This is a genomic window from Bradyrhizobium sp. (genome assembly GCF_052389815.1).
Lineage (GTDB): Bacteria > Pseudomonadota > Alphaproteobacteria > Rhizobiales > Xanthobacteraceae > Bradyrhizobium.
Genome location: NZ_JBQTHN010000168.1, coordinates 1 through 19,336 on the forward strand (window position 1 = coordinate 1; position 19,336 = coordinate 19,336).

The 19,336-nt window shown below is 60.5% G+C and carries 20 protein-coding genes and 1 tRNA gene; 6 read left to right on the forward strand and 15 right to left on the reverse strand.

Going from position 1 to position 19,336, the window contains the following annotated elements; translation table 11 throughout:
- On the reverse strand, nucleotides 1–615 hold the full coding sequence (locus ACT4OC_RS25095; protein WP_444841738.1) for a GIY-YIG nuclease family protein: 615 nt from the start codon (nucleotides 613–615) through the stop codon (nucleotides 1–3).
- A gap of 144 nt (nucleotides 616–759) precedes the next feature.
- A tRNA-Gln gene (locus ACT4OC_RS25100) sits at nucleotides 760–833 on the reverse strand.
- Between the two features lie 74 nt (nucleotides 834–907).
- On the opposite strand from ACT4OC_RS25100, the gene ACT4OC_RS25105 reads away from it, so the two are divergent.
- Together ACT4OC_RS25105 and ACT4OC_RS25110 are read left to right on the forward strand one after the other, a co-directional pair.
- Entirely contained in the window at nucleotides 908–1,228 is a 321-nt protein-coding gene (locus ACT4OC_RS25105; protein ID WP_444841739.1) for a nucleotidyltransferase family protein, read from the forward strand.
- On the forward strand, nucleotides 1,218–1,562 hold the full coding sequence (locus ACT4OC_RS25110; RefSeq protein WP_444841740.1) for a HepT-like ribonuclease domain-containing protein: 345 nt from the start codon (nucleotides 1,218–1,220) through the stop codon (nucleotides 1,560–1,562). The genes ACT4OC_RS25105 and ACT4OC_RS25110 overlap by 11 nt, the downstream gene beginning before the upstream one ends.
- A 189-nt stretch (nucleotides 1,563–1,751) precedes the next feature.
- Here the strand turns inward: ACT4OC_RS25110 and ACT4OC_RS25115 are convergent, their stop codons facing one another.
- From ACT4OC_RS25115 to ACT4OC_RS25130, 4 genes are all read right to left on the reverse strand, one after another.
- Nucleotides 1,752–4,199 (reverse strand): DEAD/DEAH box helicase, encoded by a 2,448-nt coding sequence (locus ACT4OC_RS25115; RefSeq protein ID WP_444841741.1) that lies wholly within the window; start codon nucleotides 4,197–4,199, stop codon nucleotides 1,752–1,754.
- A 172-nt stretch (nucleotides 4,200–4,371) separates the two neighbouring features.
- Nucleotides 4,372–5,613 carry a type II toxin-antitoxin system HipA family toxin gene (locus ACT4OC_RS25120; protein ID WP_444841742.1) on the reverse strand — a complete coding sequence of 414 codons (1,242 nt, stop codon included), beginning with the start codon at nucleotides 5,611–5,613 and terminating at the stop codon, nucleotides 4,372–4,374.
- On the reverse strand, nucleotides 5,614–5,865 hold the full coding sequence (locus tag ACT4OC_RS25125; RefSeq protein ID WP_444841743.1) for a helix-turn-helix domain-containing protein: 252 nt from the start codon (nucleotides 5,863–5,865) through the stop codon (nucleotides 5,614–5,616).
- Nucleotides 5,866–6,135: 270 nt separating this feature from the next.
- On the reverse strand, nucleotides 6,136–6,261 hold the full coding sequence (locus ACT4OC_RS25130; protein WP_444841744.1) for a hypothetical protein: 126 nt from the start codon (nucleotides 6,259–6,261) through the stop codon (nucleotides 6,136–6,138).
- A gap of 280 nt (nucleotides 6,262–6,541) precedes the next feature.
- On the opposite strand from ACT4OC_RS25130, the gene ACT4OC_RS25135 reads away from it, so the two are divergent.
- Entirely contained in the window at nucleotides 6,542–7,198 is a 657-nt protein-coding gene (locus ACT4OC_RS25135; RefSeq protein ID WP_444841745.1) for a DoxX family protein, read from the forward strand.
- Nucleotides 7,199–7,247: 49 nt separating this feature from the next.
- Nucleotides 7,248–7,985, forward strand: a complete 738-nt coding sequence (locus tag ACT4OC_RS25140; protein WP_444841746.1) for a class I SAM-dependent methyltransferase — start codon at nucleotides 7,248–7,250, stop codon at nucleotides 7,983–7,985.
- Between the two features lie 16 nt (nucleotides 7,986–8,001).
- On the opposite strand, the gene ACT4OC_RS25145 is transcribed toward ACT4OC_RS25140, so the two are convergent.
- The 5 genes from ACT4OC_RS25145 to ACT4OC_RS25165 are packed head-to-tail and all read right to left on the reverse strand — an operon-like array spanning nucleotide 8,002 to nucleotide 12,440.
- On the reverse strand, nucleotides 8,002–8,778 hold the full coding sequence (locus ACT4OC_RS25145) for a glycosyltransferase family 2 protein (RefSeq protein WP_444841747.1): 777 nt from the start codon (nucleotides 8,776–8,778) through the stop codon (nucleotides 8,002–8,004).
- Nucleotides 8,742–9,827, reverse strand: a complete 1,086-nt coding sequence (locus tag ACT4OC_RS25150) for a radical SAM/SPASM domain-containing protein (protein ID WP_444841748.1) — start codon at nucleotides 9,825–9,827, stop codon at nucleotides 8,742–8,744. The genes ACT4OC_RS25145 and ACT4OC_RS25150 overlap by 37 nt, the downstream gene beginning before the upstream one ends.
- Nucleotides 9,824–11,197, reverse strand: coding sequence for a hypothetical protein (locus ACT4OC_RS25155; protein WP_444841749.1), 1,374 nt, complete (start codon nucleotides 11,195–11,197; stop codon nucleotides 9,824–9,826). The genes ACT4OC_RS25150 and ACT4OC_RS25155 overlap by 4 nt, the downstream gene beginning before the upstream one ends.
- Nucleotides 11,194–11,898 carry a TIGR04282 family arsenosugar biosynthesis glycosyltransferase gene (locus ACT4OC_RS25160; RefSeq protein WP_444841750.1) on the reverse strand — a complete coding sequence of 235 codons (705 nt, stop codon included), beginning with the start codon at nucleotides 11,896–11,898 and terminating at the stop codon, nucleotides 11,194–11,196. Before ACT4OC_RS25160 ends, ACT4OC_RS25155 begins: the two co-directional genes overlap by 4 nt.
- Nucleotides 11,895–12,440, reverse strand: a complete 546-nt coding sequence (locus ACT4OC_RS25165; protein WP_444841751.1) for a hypothetical protein — start codon at nucleotides 12,438–12,440, stop codon at nucleotides 11,895–11,897. The genes ACT4OC_RS25160 and ACT4OC_RS25165 overlap by 4 nt, the downstream gene beginning before the upstream one ends.
- A 106-nt stretch (nucleotides 12,441–12,546) precedes the next feature.
- Between ACT4OC_RS25165 and ACT4OC_RS25170 the strand changes: the two genes are divergently transcribed.
- Nucleotides 12,547–13,692: an acyl-CoA dehydrogenase family protein gene (locus tag ACT4OC_RS25170; RefSeq protein WP_444841752.1), complete on the forward strand. Its 1,146-nt coding sequence runs from the start codon at nucleotides 12,547–12,549 to the stop codon at nucleotides 13,690–13,692.
- Between the two features lie 82 nt (nucleotides 13,693–13,774).
- The gene (locus ACT4OC_RS25175) at nucleotides 13,775–14,614 is read left to right on the forward strand and encodes a phosphate/phosphite/phosphonate ABC transporter substrate-binding protein (protein WP_444841753.1); all 840 of its coding nucleotides are present in this window, start codon (nucleotides 13,775–13,777) and stop codon (nucleotides 14,612–14,614) included.
- Nucleotides 14,615–14,663: 49 nt separating this feature from the next.
- Here ACT4OC_RS25175 and ACT4OC_RS25180 read toward each other — a convergent pair whose 3' ends face one another.
- The 4 genes from ACT4OC_RS25180 to ACT4OC_RS25195 all read right to left on the reverse strand — a co-directional run bounded on the left by ACT4OC_RS25180 (nucleotide 14,664) and on the right by ACT4OC_RS25195 (nucleotide 18,876).
- Nucleotides 14,664–15,698: an Rv1681 family radical SAM protein gene (locus ACT4OC_RS25180; protein WP_444841754.1), complete on the reverse strand. Its 1,035-nt coding sequence runs from the start codon at nucleotides 15,696–15,698 to the stop codon at nucleotides 14,664–14,666.
- A gap of 389 nt (nucleotides 15,699–16,087) precedes the next feature.
- Nucleotides 16,088–16,339, reverse strand: coding sequence for a DUF3551 domain-containing protein (locus ACT4OC_RS25185; RefSeq protein WP_444841755.1), 252 nt, complete (start codon nucleotides 16,337–16,339; stop codon nucleotides 16,088–16,090).
- 530 nt (nucleotides 16,340–16,869) lie between these two features.
- Nucleotides 16,870–18,150 (reverse strand): OpgC domain-containing protein, encoded by a 1,281-nt coding sequence (locus ACT4OC_RS25190; protein WP_444841756.1) that lies wholly within the window; start codon nucleotides 18,148–18,150, stop codon nucleotides 16,870–16,872.
- A 264-nt stretch (nucleotides 18,151–18,414) separates the two neighbouring features.
- Nucleotides 18,415–18,876, reverse strand: a complete 462-nt coding sequence (locus ACT4OC_RS25195) for a hypothetical protein (RefSeq protein WP_444841757.1) — start codon at nucleotides 18,874–18,876, stop codon at nucleotides 18,415–18,417.
- Between the last annotated feature and the right edge of the window lie 460 nt (nucleotides 18,877–19,336).

Here is a 19,336-nt window from a genome sequence, read left to right on the forward strand (position 1 = left end):
TCAGTCAGATTCTTCTTCGATTTCTCGTCTCAGATCGTCCAGACGCTTGCCTTTGTAAGTCCAGGCCCACGGGCCAGATACTGACGGCCAACCGTCTCCGAGCGCGTTGTGTGCTTGAAGCGCGGCATCTGATAACGAGGTGACATCGCCCAAGTAATTCACCTTGTTGCCATCGTCCACGGTGGTGCAGATAATCTTGAAATCCTTGGCAAGCTGAAGTTCGGTACCCGGCGCAATTCCGAGCATCGAGAGGCGGAAACGGCTTCGGCGCTTGGCTGCTTCCACCTCGGCCTTGATCTCGGTGGTTTCAAATATCTCGTCCCCCAGTTTCACCTCGCGGATTTCGGCCAAAGATAACGCAGCTTTTGCGCGCTCGGGAGCAATGCGAAAAAACTCTCGGCCCTTGCTTATTCGATGGTCGCCGAAAGCATCGTGGAGCTTGCTCTCGACGACGTCGCAATTGGTAACTTCGCAAGCGTAAAACAGCTCAAATGGCAGCGGCACGCCTGTCGTATACAATTGCTTTATTCGCGAGGCCAATTCCGTGTTGGTGCAGCCAATCTTGATCAGCCCTGGCATGGCCTCGTTTGTCAGAATGTACACGATGTCAGCCACGCAGCTCTCCCCCGAAGAGTTTTTCTGGCTCCAGTGCTCAAGATAGCCGGTAGGTTGCAGGATATCGAGTCTTCGCGCCGCGTTTAGGTGTATCGCTAAACCGGGCCGTTGCCGAATTCTCATCACGCTCCCGACTGGAGCCTCTGGCTGGGGCGGGAGGGATTGAACCTCCGAATGGCGGAATCAAAATCCGCTGCTTGCCTCCTGGCTACGCCGCAAAAGCCGACCGGTCGGTGAGAACTTTGCCGGGATTAACCAATGACACCAAGTGCTTCGCCTGATACGATGGATCATGCGCCGCGATGAAGCCCTGAGACGCCTGCGTGAGAACCGCGAGAGCCTCGCCGCTCTCGGGGTCGTGCATGCCTATCTGTTCGGCTCGGTCGCGCGCGACGCGGCGACGGCCGACAGCGACATCGATGTGATGGTCGATCTCGACGAGGGGCCTTCCGGCCGCAAGCCGCTGTTCAGCGCCTTCGACGTCGGCGGCATCCGCAGCGAATTGGCCGGCATTTTCGGCCGTCCGGTCGATCTCGTCGTGCGCCGCGACGCCCTGCGGCCCGGCCGCCGCCTGCGCGCGGCGGCGGAAAACCAGCTGGTCGATGTCTTCTGAACCGGACAAGGTCGCGCTCGCCGCCATCGAGGCGCGGGACAATGTGCGGCTGATCCGGGAATGGTCGGCGGGCCAGGACCTCGAAGCGATCCGGGCTGACCGCAAGACGCGCTACGCGATCGAGCGCGCCTTCATCGCGATCGACGCCGCGGTCCGCGACATCCCTACTGAGGTGCTCGCCGCACATGGCATTCCCGCGAAGATGATCGCAGGATTCCGCAATGCGCTGGCGCATACCTACGACGATATCCTCGACGAGCGCGTCATGCTGACGATCAGCGACGACCTTCCGGCGCTCGATGCCGCACTCGCCCGCATACTCGAAACAAGGTAGGACGGGATAGATAGATAGCGGCCTTCTGGCTGGGGGCGGGAGGGATCGAACCTCCGAACGGCGGAATCAAAATCAGTTTGATTATCCAACGATTTCAAGGCGTATTTGGAAGAAGCGGTCAAAACACGCTTCAACAATCTCAATAGGTTGGCAGCCGCTTCCAGATATGGAGGCAGCCCTCCATCGAGGCTACCGTCCACGCAAACTCTCGGCTATCGCCGAAAGCACATCGGCCAGTTGCTTCGCCATTTCCGGTGGCGGCAGCGGAACCCTGAGGTTCTGCGCGCCGGTGCGCGGATCACGTTCGATCCATGGCTGTGCTTCGGAGCCGTTCGACGCCGCGATGGCGCCAACGAACTGTGCCCCCATCTGCAGCAGCACCTGCCACGGATCAGGAGATGCCTCGCGCAACCCGTGCCCGGCTTCGCCGGCCTCCGCGACGTCCATCTCGCCAGCGCCGGCATCTGGATCTGCATCGACCGCGCCGACCGATTGTCCGCTGGTGGCGTCGTCGACTCTTCCAGCCTCCTCAGCAGGAGAGATGGCCTCGCCTACGCCCATAGTTCCTGTGACAACTTCCACATCCTTCAGGAAGCGGGTAAGCCGCGACCCGCCAAGCGAAATCTCGCCATTGCCACCGTCGAGGATTCCTTCCGACAACGAGCGCTTGAACGCCAACACCGAAAGGATGCCCTCTTCGATCGATCCTTTCGCAACGAAATTGATGACCTGAACCGGCCGCGCCTGGCCGAGCCGATGGACGCGTGCGATGCGTTGTTCGAGCACGGCCGGATTCCATGGCAGATCCATGTTCACCAGTGTCGAAGCGTGCTGCAAATTGAGACCCGTGCTGCCGGCATCGGTCGACAGGAACACGCGACAGGCGGGATCGTCGCGAAAGCGCTGAATGAGATCCGGCCGCTTGTCCGACGGCACGCCGCCATGGAAACTGACATAGCCGATCCCACGCGCCTCCAAGCGGCGGATGAGGATGTCGTGGGTCCGGGTCCATTGCGAAAAGACCACGGCCTTGGCCTCCGGCGTCACAATCAACTGCTCGAGTAGCGCCGCCAGTTCGTCGGCCTTGACGCCGTGGTCGGTCTGTTGATCCAGCAGATAGGTGCTGTTGCAGGACATGCGCATGTTCTGAAGGGCACAGGTCAGGCGCCGTTGATCCTTGTCCGAGAGAAACCTGGTCTTGCGCCAGCGCTGGACAATCCTGGCCACGATATCCGCGTTTTCCTGATGATAGAGCTTTTGCGGCTCGGTCATCGGTACCAGCACGTTTTGATCCGTCCGGCTGGGCAGTTGCTGCAGCACCTCCGGCTTGCGCCGGCGGATCATGATGGGCGCCAGGGTTTGGCCGATCTTCTCCAGCCTCCTGTAACCGGTGACGCGGCCGGCCTCGTCCTTGACCTGATGTTCGTGCAGGAGCTTCCAGGTTGGGCCCAGCCGGTGCTGATCGACGAATTGCACGATCGAGATCAGTTCTTCCAGCTTGTTCTCCAGGGGCGTTCCGGTCAAAACGATCGCGTATGGACTGTCGATGCGTTTCAAGGCTCGCGCGGCAACCGTGCTCCAATTCTTTACACGCTGAGCTTCGTCGACGATGACCAGTTCGGGTGCCCAGGCAGCGATCAGGTCGAGATCCGGCTGCAGCTTCTCATAGTTCGTAATCTTGCAGAAGTCGTCCAGCCCGTAGTCGTTCTGCCGTTGGGCTCGCCCGCCATTTATGACGCGCGCCGCGCGCTTGCCTCGCCGCCCGGAAAAGCGCGCTATTTCGCTCTGCCATTGGTATTTGAGCGATGTCGGGCAAACCACCAGCACTCGGGATACGCCGAAGTGGCGGGCCAGTATTTCCGTCGCGGCGATCGCCTGGATCGTCTTGCCCAATCCCATGTCGTCGCCGATCAGCGCCCGGCCGGCCCTGACCGCGAACAGCGCGCCTTCGGCCTGGTAGGGATAGAGCGCCACCTTCAGCAGTCCCCGCAGCTTGGAATCGGCGGCACCGCGCGGGAACAATCGCTCGAGTTTCGACGCTCGCCGATCGGCATCCTGCCTTCCAGCGATGAAATCGAGGGCATCGTCATAGGCGCGAAACTCGTGACCACTCTTCGACACCAAAGCCATGAAGCGCTCGAGTTTGCCCAGCCGATCGTCCGCGAGCGTTCCATCATGCTTCATATCGAACAAGCGATCGGCGACCATCCTCACCGCCGGCGGGCAATCCGTCCCGGCGCGGAAGTGCACGCGGCGCTGGCCTGCATTGCGCAAATAGAGTTCGGAAAACGCCGGCTGGTAGCCGCGGGCGAATGCGGCCTTCGCGCCTCGCTTTCCCTCCAATTGGGCGAGCGCGAACTCGAGATGCTTGCAGGTCCCCAACTCATTCGTTGCATAGTCGCGGCATGAGCAGAAATTTCCTCCCGGCCCCAGGCCCCGTACCGCCACGCGGTAACTCGATTTCGAATTGGGATTGGTGACCCGGAACTCGGAGAAGAACGGCTCGCTGCCGAGATTTTCCAGCACGAAGGATTGCTCGCGGCCAAACTGGCGGCGTAAACCGCGCTGCCAATCGGCCGGCGATAGATCAACGGGCGCGTGGGTGCGAGAAAGCTTGGCTTCTTTGTTGGGTTTCACGGAGGGCTCGCAGCTGGGGGTTCCATCGACGCACCCCGCGTTCAGTTCCGACAGGGTTGTCTTGCGACAATGTTGATGGCTGATCCTAGCTCCTGCGCGATTGCGACACACCCCCGGTGAGACCATAATCCACTACGGATCGAACGCGCCCTAGAAGCCAAACTTTGGCTCGCTATACGAGTGCCGCTCTCGGAAAGCCTAGACTCTGTCGAATGCCTGTCTGCCAGGCAGCGAGAAGTCTTCCTCCAATTTCACGATGAACCGAATTTTCGTTGAAATACTTCGTCACCTCCGGCGCCAACTGCGCCAGAACGTCTGCGGCTTGCTCAATGATCTCGCTGATCGCCTGCACGGAAAGATCGCAGCGGGTTTGGCCAAGACGAACCAACGCTTTGCGGTCTGGCCAGTCGGTGGAACCGTTTAGCGTCAGCGCCATGCCATCCTTCGGCAGATACGGCACTGTGCTGACGAGATCGTAGACCGGCGCCAGACGCGCGGGACCGGTCACATCTTCATAGATGACACCGAAGTTCTTCAGATGCGCGTCGCCGTTGCGTAGCGCGCAGTTGAGCACGAACAGCTTGAACAGATCCCCGAGCGCCCTGCGTCGTTCGGCGGGATCGATGAAATCGCGGGCGCGCCTGAACAGCCGCGTTTCATAGCCTCCGTTGTATTTGTCGGTGGAGGGAACACCGTTCAGCACGCAAAAATCCTCGCAGCCCAGATAAGCCCCATCTGGCCCGAGGTCAAAGCGCTGTATCAGGATGGCTGCACCGCTGTCCGAAAGCTGAAAATTCGGAACGGTCAATCCCATGGCCTTTGCGGCCGACAGGCAGAAATGTTCGTTGGCAGCCAGTTCAGGATATTCGCTCGGATCCCAGAACTTTACGATGTGCGTCGCGCTGCGAAAGCTCTGGGACTGGCGATCACCCGTACCTTTTCCAGCGTCATCGACAGCGCGGATCATCACCTTGGGCTGGATGCCCGAAAGCCCTGAATGGACGGCGAACTTCTCAAGAAGAAAAGCGAACAATTCGCCACCGCGCTTTGCGCTGAGGATCTCGTCGATCGACTGGAATGGAACGTCCTCATTTAGCTCGGCATCGAGATCGGAGTAACGGATGCGCCCGATCTGGGTTCGTCCAACAACGGCCAGCAAATCGAGATCGTCAAACGTTCCGGTCGCCTTGGCAAAACTGCGCACAAGGTACGCCCGGAGCGCCCCCTCCGGAAGATTCATGTCGAATATCGGCGCAAGACCGTGTTGCGTATTCCAGGATGCCGTTCGCACCGGCATGGTGATCGAGACTGCACGTCTAGCGCCGACTCTCGGCTCGTAGGCAAAAGCTGTCCCGCGCGGCCCATGGCGACCCAAATGCCCAGCGGGTTGCCGATCAGCCCAGACGCGGAGCATTTAGCGGGCCTCTTCCGCAATCAGATCTTCAAGGGTCGGACGACCGCGATTGAGCTCGGTCAACCGGAGGTCGAGATCCAACGCATTCAAGATGCGTAGCAGATGCTTGAATCCGATCTCAGCAAGGCGCGCGTTCTCCAACGCCTCCAGGCGCGCACGACTGACGCCCGCGGCTTGTGCCAGCTTGTTCTGCGACCACCCCCTGGATTTGCGGGTCGCTTTGACACGCTCACCTAGCTCAATGAGGTCCATCGTCCACTTTTGCTGTTGTTTATAATGGTCAGTATATGTGATCTAGGTAGTATTGACTACTATAATAGGTACATCGCCTCTTATAAAAGGCAGTTTTTCGTTCTGACAATGCCTTCTTAACAAGGCAAGACCCTCTTTAATGCGCGTTTGGAAAGATGCCTCAAGAGGCCTTCTAACGATTTCAATAGCTTGGCAGGCGTTTCCAAATAAAGCGGCCAGCCCGCTCGGTCGCAACGCCCCGGCTCCCGATGCGGAACTTGCGCCCGAGGATCACGACCTCAAGAGATATTTGACGAGCGCGGCAATGCCGAGGACGAGCAGGATGAGAACGAGCGCTCCGACCAGGCCCATCCCCCACCCCATCCCGCCCATCATGTTCATCATACCATCCATCATGCGCTTCACTCCCTAACTGGCTCGATGAGCTGGCGTGTTCATCATGGGCCGCCTGTCCTTACGGCGACGCCAATAGTGGTGACCAAGGCGCCAGGCCTGAACGTCACCACACTACTCCGCGCGCGATCACTGAACCCCGGAAGGGTTGGTTCGCGCGAGTTGGTGAGGCGCCCGTCGTTGCGGGACGGACCGACGCGCCTTGTCACCGGGACGGTGCGCAGAGTAATGATTCCGTCAATCGATACGTAGAGTAGTTGTTCAACTCTTCGGAGCAGCCGACATGCCCACCAATCCCTTTATCGATGCTTGGCATTTCCTGACCGCAACGACGAATGACTATCTCCGTCTGGGAAACTGGCGCTTTCTCATCCTGGCGCTGTTCTGGGCCCTGCTGCTCGCCGGTGTTGCCATCGCCTTCCAGAATTGGCGGGAGGATCCGGCGCAGCGAACCGGCCGACACCTGGGAATCTGGCTGGTCCGAGTCCTGATCGGCTGCATGTGGTTCCAGGGGATGTTGTGGAAACTGCCCCTACCGGTGTCTGACGGTCTGCAATACTGGACCGAACAGGAGACGACGAGCGCAGCCTTCGAGTTTCACCGCACGTTTATGAAGAACGTCGTGTTGCCTCACATGACGGTCTTCGGGCCGATCGTCTTCCTTGCTGAACTGGTGTTCGCCGGATCGATGCTGCTCGGGCTTGCCGTGCGGTTCGTGAGCCTGCTTGCCATCGCCTATACGCTGCAACTCTGGCTCGGCCTCTATGGCAATTCGGCCGAGTGGCCGTGGACGTATATGTTCCTGATCCTGCTGATGTTCCTGTTTGCGCTCGAGGGCGCCGGCCGGAGTCTCGGCCTGGATGCTTGGCTACGCCGCAAGGTGCCCGCCGTGCGCGGCGGGAAAGGACTGATTGGCCGGTTCTTCAACATCGCGGGCTAGTCGCCGCCCGCGATGTTTTGCGTGGATGTTTTGCGTGGGAGACGCGCAGATGATGGCACTGGCCCGCGCAGTAGCGCTTGTTGTGGGGCTGGGCGCAACTTGCGCACAGGGCGCTGAAATTGGCTATCTGGCTCCGCCAGGAGTCCCAGCAGAGGAATTTCCCTCGCCACAGCGCCCGGTAGCGCAGATCGTCAGCCCAAGCCGTTCCGCCGAACAACACCGGGACTCCTTCAATGAGGCCGGTGAGATCGCCCGCATTCTTGAACTCAAGCCAGGCATGACGGTTGGCGACGTTGGTGCCGGCAGTGGCTACCACACGGTCCGGCTCTCGCGCCTCGTCGGCGCCACCGGCTCCGTGATCGCCCAGGACGTCACCCGCGACTATCTCGTCGCGCTTGCAAGGCGAACGGAGCGGCTGGGGCTGAGAAATGTCAAATTCGCGCTGGGCGAGCCGCACGACCCTCGCCTGCCAGCTTCCTCGCTTGATGCCGCGATCCTCGTGCATATGTATCACGAGGTCGCTCACCCCTATGCCTTCCTCTACAACCTCGTGCCCGCGTTGAAGGCAGGCGCGCGGATCGGGATCGTCGACATCGAGAGGCCGACGTCGGAGCACGGCACACCGCTCGCGCTCTTGCGCTGCGAACTGTCCGCTGTCGGCTATCGCGAGATAGCCACACATCAGCTCGCAGGCGATGGCGGATACCTTGCGGTGTTTGCCCCGCGGGAGGAGCGTAAACCTCCCCGGGACATCGTGGCTTGTGGAGATCGCGCCGGCGCGCGCTGACCGCAGCTCCTGAGAACTACTGTCTGCGGGTGGTTCTGAGCTCACGCGCGAGGCGAACAAATGTCGTCGAAATCGACCAGGCCGCCTTGACCCCTGCGACGGGATTGCCCGAGACCTTTGACACCCCGCCAATCCGGCGCCGCTGTCCGACGGCGACCTCGAGCGCCGGCAGGCGGGCGGCGGCGACCCGCATCAGCATTTCCAGGTTCCAGCCATATGTCTCCTCCTTCATGCCGAGGCGCCCGAGTTCGTCCCGCCTGATGGCACGGAACGGCGACATGTCGGTGAAGCTTGCGCCATAGACGAGGCGCAGGAGCACCCTTGCGACATGAGCCGCGACGACCTGCTGCAGCGAAAGACTTCCGGGCTCGCGCGCGCCGCGAACGCGCGAGCCGAGAACGAAAGCGGCTTGCCCAGCGACGATCGGCGACAGCAGATCGGGAATGAACTCCGGGGGATCGCTGCCGTCGCCATCGAGAAAGAGGATGATGTCGGCGTCGTCGCGGACAGCGGCGATGCCTGCCTTGACAGCGCGACCGTAACCACGTCGCGGCTCGACGATTACGCGAGCACCGGCAGCCTGCGCCCGCTCGGCGGTGCGGTCCCGCGAGGACCCATCGACAACGACAACTTCGTTCACGTTCTGCGCCAGCACCGCAGTTACGACCCGGCCAATCGCCGTTTCCTCATCGACGCACGGAATGATCGCCGAAACGATGGGCGGGAGGTGCATGACCTGCTCCTGCTGCACGTCCTTCACAGGCTCCAGCGCAGGCCGCAATTGGCGCAGCATTTGGGCGGCTCGTCCGAAAGCAACGCCGCACGAAACTCTCGATACGCAGGGCCGTTCCAAATGTCATGCAGGGATTGCCGACCTGCATGGCCAAGCGTGTAGTTGTCGTAGCCGTGCTGCGAGAACGGCGCGATACAGCACGGCAACGCCCGGCCATTGGCCGTGAAATACATCAGCGACCATGGCCGCCGGCAAAGCGACCACGGCGAGCCGTCACTGCTGCTCTTCAAACTTAACCCCGGCTCGGTCGCGGCGCCCGACGCGCTGAAGGTCAGCCCAAGGGAACGCGCAAGATCCCCGGCCTTCTTCAGATAGACCGCTTCCCCCTCGGTCAGGCGTTCGAACAGTGCCTGATCGGGCCGTGCCTTGCCGATGGCGGCTTCGTCGAAAAACACGAGCCGTTGCAGATAGACTTCTTTGACGCCGATTTCGGCTGCGACTTTCACGAATGCCGGAAGCTCCTCGACGGTCTCCTTCAGGCCGGTGAGCCACATAGAAACCTGCGGTCTGGTGTGCCCCTCTCTTTCCTGCAGTTCGCGAAACGCGCGCACGTTGCGGATGATGCGGCCGAAATAGTCCCTGCCACGGATCGCCTTGAAACTCTCGCGGTTTGAGGCGTCGAGCGATACGCGCAGCTCATCGAGCCCGGCATCGATCAGCGCGCGGCCGTGCCGCTCACTGAGGACCGTTCCATTGGTGTTGAACAAGACATAAACGCCGCGCTCTTTCAGGTATTTGACCATTCGCGGCAGGTCCGCGACCAGCATCGGCTCGCCCACACCGTGCAGAACCGCGCGCGCAAGCGCGGGTACCTGGTCGGCAATCGAGGTGAACAGATCCCAACTCATGTCCGCCGGCGGTTCGAGTTCCTCATAGGTGCGAGGACAGGTCGTGCACAGCAGATTGCAGCGGTTGGTCACTTCCAGATATAGGCAGACCGGCGGACGCGGGGCTATCCCGGTACGCTCGCCAGTGACCGACTCGTGATAGCGGCGCGGATCGACGGGCGCCTGCGTACCGGTCTCTATCCCTTTACCTGAGGGACTCATTGCGACAACCCTTCGTCAGCAGTCCGCTGCATGCGGGTCCTTAAGCTGGCAAAGGTCAAAACCAGCACAAGACCGCCGAACAGAATCGATTTGGTCACCATTCTTGGAATGTAGAAATCCCAGTCGAGTTGCTCGGACAACAACAGCGCGCCAATCGACACGACCCACGTTGGCGCCGAGCCGCACAGGGCGGCAAACGGCGTAATGATTAGAAAATACCAGGGACGGTTGGGCGACAACAACAGGAGGGTGATGAGTAACAGCATGTTGATGTCGGCAAGACGGGCAGCCATGCAGCGATCAGAGCTGCGGGCCACAGAGAGACCCTTGAACACAAGGACCAGCGCGGCCAGGGTGACGTAAGCGACGACGTCACCCTGATGCTCGCCAATCACAAGCCGCCAGAGTGACAACAACCAGAGATCGTTGCCGGCACTGATCCCCTCTTCCGTCAGATAACCTTTCGTCAGGAATCCGAGAACTCCCCAACCGACCGACATATAGGGAAGATAGCAAAGAGCGATGGCGGCGATCACGACGAGCGGCATTTTGAGGTCCCACGGGCGCCAGATGCCGGCCAGCACCGGCGCAACATATGGCTTCACCAGCACCGAACACGCGATCAAGACGGCCCCGCGGAGCGCATGGCCGGTCAGCGCAATCCACAGGCCCAACATCATCAGCACGACCATCAGCGCGTCGACGTGGCCGCTGTTGGCGATCTCCCACAACGGTAACGGATGCCAGAGATAGGCAACCACGCGCGTCACGGGGCGATTCATGCGCCGCAGCAGGAGCATGATCAATGTCACGGTGACAGCCTCGCACCCCAGTAGCGCGAGACGCATCACAGTCACGCTTTCACCGAACCGGGTAACAATGAAGAAGAAGAATTGCGCCACCGGAGGATAGATGGTTACGGCCGTATCAGCCCGGTTGATGTGAGGAAAGACCATCCCGTCGCGCAGAAACACCAACGCCTCGTCGGCTGGCATGTAGCGATAGGGATTGATGCCGGCGGCCTGAACCCTGCCATCCCAGACATAGCGATAGACGTCACTGGACAGAAATGGATCGAATAGCAGCACATAGGCCCTCAACGCGATCGCAAGTCCAATGATAAGCCATAGCGCGCGACCCGGTTGCGAGCGCTCCGCCAGACTTGTCGCTACGATCGCCAGCAGACCTGCAAGCATGCTCAGAGCAATGAAGGCATTGTCACCGGCAGTCTCGAAGGCATAAGGAGTCGCCAGGGTGAGACCGGTCAGGACAATGCCGATGCCGGCCAACAGGCGAAGCGAGGATATCTTGTGGTCGAAGCGCACCAATCGATCGAATTGACCGGTGATCGCTCCCGGCAAGGGCTTCATTGGCTCACCTGCGGTACGTCCTTCAGAAGGGCCCGGCTCGCCGGGGCAAATCCGCCGCCGCGAAAACGCGTCGAACGCCCAGCCAGCTCATCCTGCAGCCAACGCAAGGTCTCGATGTCGTCGACATCGTACCATTCCGGTAGCAGCGTTGCAGCAAGCCCGATTTCGGCAGCGCGCTCGCATGTGCTGCGAGCTACGGTTCCCGTTCCCCATGCGATCTGCGTAAACAAATGCTTGTGCGGCTGCTTTAAGCCAATGAGATAGTAGCCACCGTCACTTGCTGGCCCAAGCACCATCCGGTCTCCGGGCTCGCGCATGGCATCGAGAGCTTGTATCAGCAGATGGCTCGGCAGCGTCGGGCTGTCGCCATTGACAAGAAGGACGCAGTCATGTCCGGCATCCAGGAGAGCGCGCGTCGCGCCAAGCAGCACGTGCCCCAGGTCATCGCCAGCCTGTAGCAGCAGTCTGAATCCTGTCGGAAGCAGTTGCCGCATGATATCTTCCGCACCCGCTGGAGCGTAGACGCCGTAGCCGCGTCTGCCGAGTGCCTCAGGCACCGCCTCGATTGCCGCAGCCACGTCGCGTACAAAGCAGGCGGACAGCTCCGACGCCGCAACTTCGCCAATGGCTTTCGCAAGCCGTGTCTTTGAGCGGCCGGGCTGCGGCGCCTTGCATATGATCCCGATCGCGGCGACGCTCATGGCAGCCAGGACCGCAGGCGATGGGCGGCGATCGCGATCAGTTGCAACGCGTCGTGACTACCATCCGCTTCGCCCTTTTCAAAATCTCCATCGACGCGCCCCATCCCGCTACGGCTGAAGGTGTGCAGCTGCGTGTGGTAGCAGGCCCATCCCGGTTCGAGCCGGGCTTCGCCACGGGTGAGCAGGCTGCGCACGATGTCACCGTCAGGGTCGAGCACGCAGACATCGGGAATGCTGGAGTCCGTAATCCGCTTTTGCCTGCGCGCCTGGCGCAGCAGACTTTCCGGCGTAAAGGCGGACGGACGCGCGTAATGTTTTTGCGCGAGGATGGGCGGGATCTCGGCGTCATTGATCGCCATCACCAGGACAAGCTCGTCAGGCCATTCCCAGTCATTGGTAGCGTTCTCCCTAACGGCGGGCAAGCGCCGCCAGGGTTCGCCGACGCCCCAAAAAATAGTTTTCGACCGATGTAACAAGATGGCTCTGAAGAACGTAATGTTTCTTGGCCCGTACTCGCTGCTGGTTTGGCAGGAGCTTGCCATGCCCGACCCTCATCGTGTTGATCCGATCGTGCGGGTCGCGTAGCATCGGAGCGGCGGGTCGATATTTTCGAACTTGGTAGGCAGCGCCTAGGTGTCGAGGGTCGTCATGAATCACGAGACCGCAGTTTCGAATGCCAAAGAAATCGCCGATCGCATTCTCGCACCGGCGGCCAGGCAAAACGACAAGGAAGCTCGATTTTCGCCCGAAGCAATCGCGGCGCTCGGTTCGGCCGGATTGCTGGGGATCATGCTACCCGCCGAGGCTGGCGGCTCGGCTCTAGGACCGCGGACGTTCGCAGCCGTCGTTGCTACGCTCGCAGAAGCGGACGCGTCCGCGGCGATGGTCTATTTGATGCACATGAGCGCTACCGCAACCATTGCAGCGGCCCGTCCGGGTGCCGCGGTTGCGCAGACGCTAAAAGATATTTCGGCCGGAAAACACCTGACTACCCTGGCATTCAGCGAAGCCGGATCGCGCAGTCACTTCTGGGCGCCGGTCTCCCGAGCCAAGCGAAACGCTGCCTACGTGCACCTCACGGCGAAGAAGTCATGGGTGACAAGCGCCGGTCACGCGCAAAGCTACGTCGTCTCGGCGCTCGCTCCTGAAGGCAAAAGCCCAACGGATTCAACCCTTTATCTTGTCGACAGTGGGACGCCCGGGCTGTCGGTCGCCGGCCCATGGGATGGCCTTGGGTTGCGCGCCAACGCTTCCGCGCCGATGATCCTTGAGGATTGCGAGGTCGCACCTGGTCTCCAACTGACCGACGACGGCGCCGGGTTCAAGGCGATGCTGGAGGTCGTGCTTCCGCTATTCAATCTCGGAACATCGGCGGTAGCGCTTGGTCTTTGCCGGGCTGCGGTGGCTGGGACCGCGGCGCACCTTAATGGCGCTCGCTTCGAGCATCTGGGCCAGACCCTCGGCGAAAGCCTGCCGACGCTTCGCGCACTGCTAGCGACGATGCAAATCGACACTGACGGGCTTGCAGCGCGCGTCGACGATCTTGTCGACCATCTCGAGCGCCCCCGAGATGCCACCATGCTGCGCGTGCTCGAGAGCAAGGCTGCGGCGGGTGATGTTGCTATCGCCGTGACCTCAGCGGCAATGCGGGCGTGCGGAGGCGCTGCATTTTCAAAGCACCTGGCCATCGAGCGATTGTTCCGCGATGCCCATGCGGGCGCTGTCATGGCCCCGACGGGCGACGTGCTACGCGAGTTCATCGGGAAAGCCGTTTTGGGAATACCACTGTTCTGAGCGCGAGAGCGCTGTGCGGCTTGGCAGCGCTTGGATCGGGATGAACGCATTTCAATGTGGGCTTGAGAAGCGGGAAGCAATTATGAGCCGAACGATCTGGGTGGGTGCCGTCGCATATGATCCAAAGGTGGTTGGCATCTGGGAGGGCATGCGGCGCTACTTCCATGAAGAAGCGCATCTGCCCGTCGAGGTGGTGCTGTTTCAAAGCTACGAGGCGCAGGTCGCAGCCCTGCTAGCATCGCCCAGTGAGCGGCTGCCGCGCATCGACATCGGATGGAATACCAACCTCGCCTATGTCCAGGCCGATGCCTGGAGTGATCACCGGTGCCGACCTATCGCGATGCGCGATACGGATGTAGGCTGGATGACCAAGATCGTCGCGGTCACGGGCGGGTCCGTTGCTAGCCTTGCTGATCTTAAGGGCCGTACCCTGGCTCTCGGCAGCCGCGACAGCGGCCATGCGGCAATCCTCCCGGTTTATTTTCTGCAGCGCGAGGGGCTGGTTGAGGGGAAGGACTTCCAAACGCTGCGCTTCAACAGCGACGTCGGCAAGCACGGCGATACCGGCACAAGCGAGGTCGAGGTCGTTCGCGCGGTGCTCGACGGCCGCGCCGATGCCGGCGCAATTGGCAGCCCGTTCTGGAATACCGTGCGCACAGAGCGCCTGGTGCCGGAGGGTGCGTTGTCCGAGATCTGGACCTCGCAGCCTTTCAATCACTGCATGTTCACGGCGCGGTCGGATCTCGACCCTTCGTTGGAACAGCAGTTTGCCACGGCACTATTCGAAATGAGCTTCGATAACCCGGCGCATCGTCCTGTACTCGAGGCGGAAGGGTTACGCCAATGGATAGCCCCGCAGCTTGAACCGTATGCGGACTTGCGGGAAGCGTCGGCGCAGCAGGGCTTTTTGAAACGATCTTAGCGGCCGGTTCAAAAGACTGATGGGCTGCAAGCGCGCTGTCCACTATATATCAGGCGCAGTTGAAAATTCTGGCCAACCGGCGCTGGTGCTCAGATTCGCGATCGAAGGCGCGTCGCACAGCGGCGAAGGATTCGGCGAGCGGAAAGATATCGCGGCTGACCAGCAGGTCGTCATCCTCGGCTCCAACCGGATGCCAAAACACGCCCTCCGCCGTAATCGTCACCTCGGGAACCAGGTCTGCCCTTGCCAAAGCGATGCCCTTTGTAGCGGAGCCTCGCAGCACAATTTTCCTGATCACCCGGTTCTCCTCGCTGAAGTGATGGGCGTCAAGGAAGCTGCGAAATTCGTCGGCCTCTGAGTCGGTTGATACTGTCGCCGCCAATCGCACACGGAATCCTTCCGCGCGGGCCCGCTCGATCCCCTTCCATGTTCGCGCCCATGTCCCCTTGCCACGGTGGCTCTCGTGGCGCTCGGGCGTTGGACTGTCGAGACTAATCTGCAGGGTTACACGCTCGCGCGGCAATGAGCGCAGCGTTGCGAGCCGACTCCCGGCAAAAAGCATTCCATTGGTGAGGACCGTGGTCGGCGCCGCCGCCGCGCACGCGGCAAGGATCTTACCGATATCCGGCAGCATAAACGGCTCACCGCCGGTCACAAAAATCTCACTTACACTGAGCTCCGCCGCCTCGATGGCGATCCGTCGCACGCGATCTATACCAAGAGCCCGCCGCGGCGCTTTGGGTGAAGAGCGCACGCAACAATAGTCGCAGCTCAGGTTGCAGTCGAAGTTGGTATAAAGCCATAGCCGAGAGCCAACCGGCCGGTCCTCTCCGACATTCTCACCAGCTTCCCCGTACCGGAGCACCCAACGGGTACGACCTTCTTCGACCGCGATGTCGACCAAGCTGTTGCGGGTGAAGCGACACCAAGCCTCGAGATCAGGCCCGACGCTCGGATCGCCGCTGATAACAGCCACGAGGTCGCCCATACGGCTGCTGCGTAGCGCAGCTATCAAATCCGGGAGCAGGCCCGAGGCAAATGTCTTGGTCCCGGCGTCGAGTTCAACGTTCGCCTTCGCTCTCATGTAGTGCACTATAACCTTTACCTCAAGAAATCCAAGACGGACTAGCTCTCCGAATTCAATGTTTGTGAGCAAGCATGAGCGAAACCGCCTGACGGTGCGAGGCAGTACAGGTTCAGCTCGCGAACACGCAACCACTGACACCGACATTCGCGGATGGTGGCCATCCAAGTCGTGGATACGGCCCCCGTGTCGTAGCCACACCTAACGCTTTTCACGTCCTAGCCTTGTTGCGCAGAAACGAGCGCGCGATGATCGCCTCGGAAGTCCGCAACGGCCCGTTTTGAAATCGGCTTGAACCCGCAATCGAAACGGCATGCGCGGGGACCTTGAACGGGATTCACGCGCATGTTCCCGGTGATTAAGCTCGCGAGCGGACGCTCGCGCCGTGATCAACGTGTCGCACGATCACGCTGGCGAGCCGATGCGGTCATTGGATTTGCAGTGCATGAACCGCCTCCGGTGCTGGCCGTGGCTTGACATTGGGCGAGCGTATAATAATTGCATTCGCGTCCGTCGGTCCTCCCGTAGTAAGTAATACAGAACGCGGCATTGGCATCCGCCCTGGCCGGTATTGCGCTGGAAAAGATCGTCAATCCGGCCGTCAGCACGAAAGCCGAACCCAAGAATGCGAGCTTCTTCATCGAACTTCTCCTGGTGTTTCCTCACGGGCACGTCGCCCATATAGAATTTCGCAGGCTTTCCAGTGCAGGTTACTTCTGCACACGGGCTCGTGACTCGAAATCGAGTTGTCGTGGCTCTTCGCCGCACCAGGCAGTTTGTGACTGACCTGGAGCAACAAGCTTGCTGCCTTGCGTGACCCGTCACGACGACTTCGCGCCTGTCTGTCGACGGAAAAGGCCACATCTGGAGGCGCTGGGGGGCAGCCCCTGGTGGAGGACCCACTCTTGCATGTTCTGATCTTTCAGGCCGAATAGCCCTATTCACAAGTAGGCATGCCCAGGGCCGTGCGGATCGCTGCCGGGCTCATGTTCGCCGCAGCGCTCCATTTCTCCGTCAAGGAGCCCCCACAAGATCGCGCAATGCAGCGCCTCGGCGACAGCCATCGCCGATGTATCGGATGCCTGCCGATGGTCACACGATTCAGGAAAGAACCAGCGGAAGCACCTCAGCCTGCCGGACGGTCTTGGTGCTTTCCTCAGGGAGTGATCGATCAGTTCGTCGTAAGCTTTGCAGTACGCTCCTTCGTCCGGCTTGAAACGGAGGGCGATCGTCGTCGCGAATCCGCAGTCGCGAATCGATTCGCGATTTTGGCGCCACCCAGTTTCTCCACGTCGCGAATGGCTTCGTCCGAGGAATCTCCTGGCGGAGATCTCGGCCGCTTTTCGAGTCTCTTCGACCAGGATCTGTAATAGGCAATGCCCGTCATCAGGCCAATTCCAGCTATGCTCACGAGGATTTCGGCGAGCAACGATGCCGAGATCTCCTCGAGCAGGAAGTGGGCAATGAACGAGAGCAAGAGGCCGACACAAAATACTTCAAGTGAGCGCTGACCACAGACGATCAAGGGCTGCAGTAATCCCGATTTCAAACCCGGCCAATCGATGGGCATGAACCGGACGACAATGACGGCCATGGCTATAAAATGCACGATCCGGTAAGGCGCGAGATTCGTTTTGTCGTTTGGATTGAATGCGCCCACGAGCCATTCGGGAAACAGATTTCCGAGCGTTTCGAAACGACCGGCCATCGTCATTAGCAGCGCGAAACTCAGGTACGCCGTTCCGATAAGGAGCGCGGCCGGCGACCAAACGATCGTCCGCATCCTAGGAGCTCCGCCGAGCGCGCACCAAGCGCCTAACAAGAACAGGAATTGCCACGTAAAGGGATTGAAATACCAGCCCCCCGATGGATATGCGGGAAGATTCCACTCGAAATGGCGGGCTGCGAAATAGAGCAGGAGTGACCCCACGATCGCGACGTGAGGCCGTCGGAGCATCAGCCACAACACAGGCGGACAGGCCGCCAACAGTACGATGTAGAGCGGAAGAATATCGAGGTTGAAGGGCTTGTACTTGAGCAGCAACCCCTGCGCTAACGTGAGGACCGGATGGTCGATAAACCGGGCCACATTGAACTCGTTCAGAAGCTGCGATTGGTTGTAGGTTTGTGCGACCCAGGTGATCACCGCAACGTTGATGACGAACAACACTACATGTGCGACGTACAGTTGCCAGGCGCGCTCGAGCAAGCGGCTCGCTCCTGCGGCGAACCCCTGCGTCGCCATGCTCTTGGCGTAAACGATAGCCGCCGCGTAACCTGCAATGAAAACGAAGAGTTCCGCCGCATCGCTGAACCCATAATTTCTCGTCGTGATCCAGATCAGGGCAATGTTCGGAATGTGATTGAGAAAGATCGCCCAATTTGCGATTCCACGGAAAAGATCGAGACGGAGATCGCGTCCTTCGGCAGGCAGCACGGCTCGTATCGTCATGACACTTGGCCTCGAGCGGGACCCGTCCGGAACGCAAGATTGCACGTACCCGATGCAGCGAACGCACCCTGAGTTCGAGTGGCTCTCGTCTTGCTTGCGCTATCTTGCAGTTCGCTGGTCGGGCCTGCTTTGTTACCTCTGCGTCGCCTTGTTCGTGTATACGCGCGACGGCCACCGGCTCCTCAAGTGCGGGCGCCAACAGCGATCGATTACTCGGAGACAGCCGACAACACGCGACCCTGGAGATAACGTGACTGGCGCTACCTATACGCGGATGTGTCCGATAACACCCGCCGTTATCTGCAGCGCAATTCCGACCAGCCACGATGCACCGACGGCGACCATCCAAATGGCGGGTACAACCTCGTCAACCACCACAGAATAGACCGAAACCAACGCGGCCGCGGCGGCGAGAAGCATGCCAACGGCGCTGAGCAACTCGGCAAGATCGGTGTACCGACCGAACCCAACGTTTAGAAGATCAATCCACAACGTGCCGGAGGGACGTCCTGGACTGTCGATCCTCATATAGAAACCAACGGCGCCGTAGAGCATCATTACCGGGGCGAGGTCGACGGAACTGAGTAAATCAGCGTTAGCCTTTGCCAGGAGCGCCGTAACGAATAGGCCGCATAGCGCACCGACGATAGCAAGACCACTCCGGTCGATGATATGGGCGAGCCAGCTAATGGACGGACGTTTGGTGGAGTGTGCTTCACTTGTCACAACCAGGCCTCCTTCCCTTGATCCTTCACGCAGACCGTTGCGAGCTTGCTACAGGCACATACGTCCACATGACTGGGTCTCGCCGCACAAAGTGCACGCCAACAATTGGCGGTCCGGCCGGCGCGGCCTAACATGCCCATTGTCAGTGGGTGACCTGTTGGCGCGTCCACACCGCCGGAATTTCTCTAGGGGCATGTCGCCCACCTATAATTTCGCAGGCTCTCCTGCGGAAGTTACGCCGCACACGCATCCGTGACCGGAATGCACGTTTCTGCCGATCCTCAATGTCTGGGCGAACCTGGCGGCTGCACTGGAGTGGCGAGCATTCGCGACGGTGCCGTCGCAAATTTGGTTGGAATTTGTTCGGCGCGAGTCTCCGGCGAACTGACGATATCTGATCAAGCGGCAAGATCAACCGGCTGATCGATGAGCTTGCTGGCAAGGGTCTGCCATCCGTCGA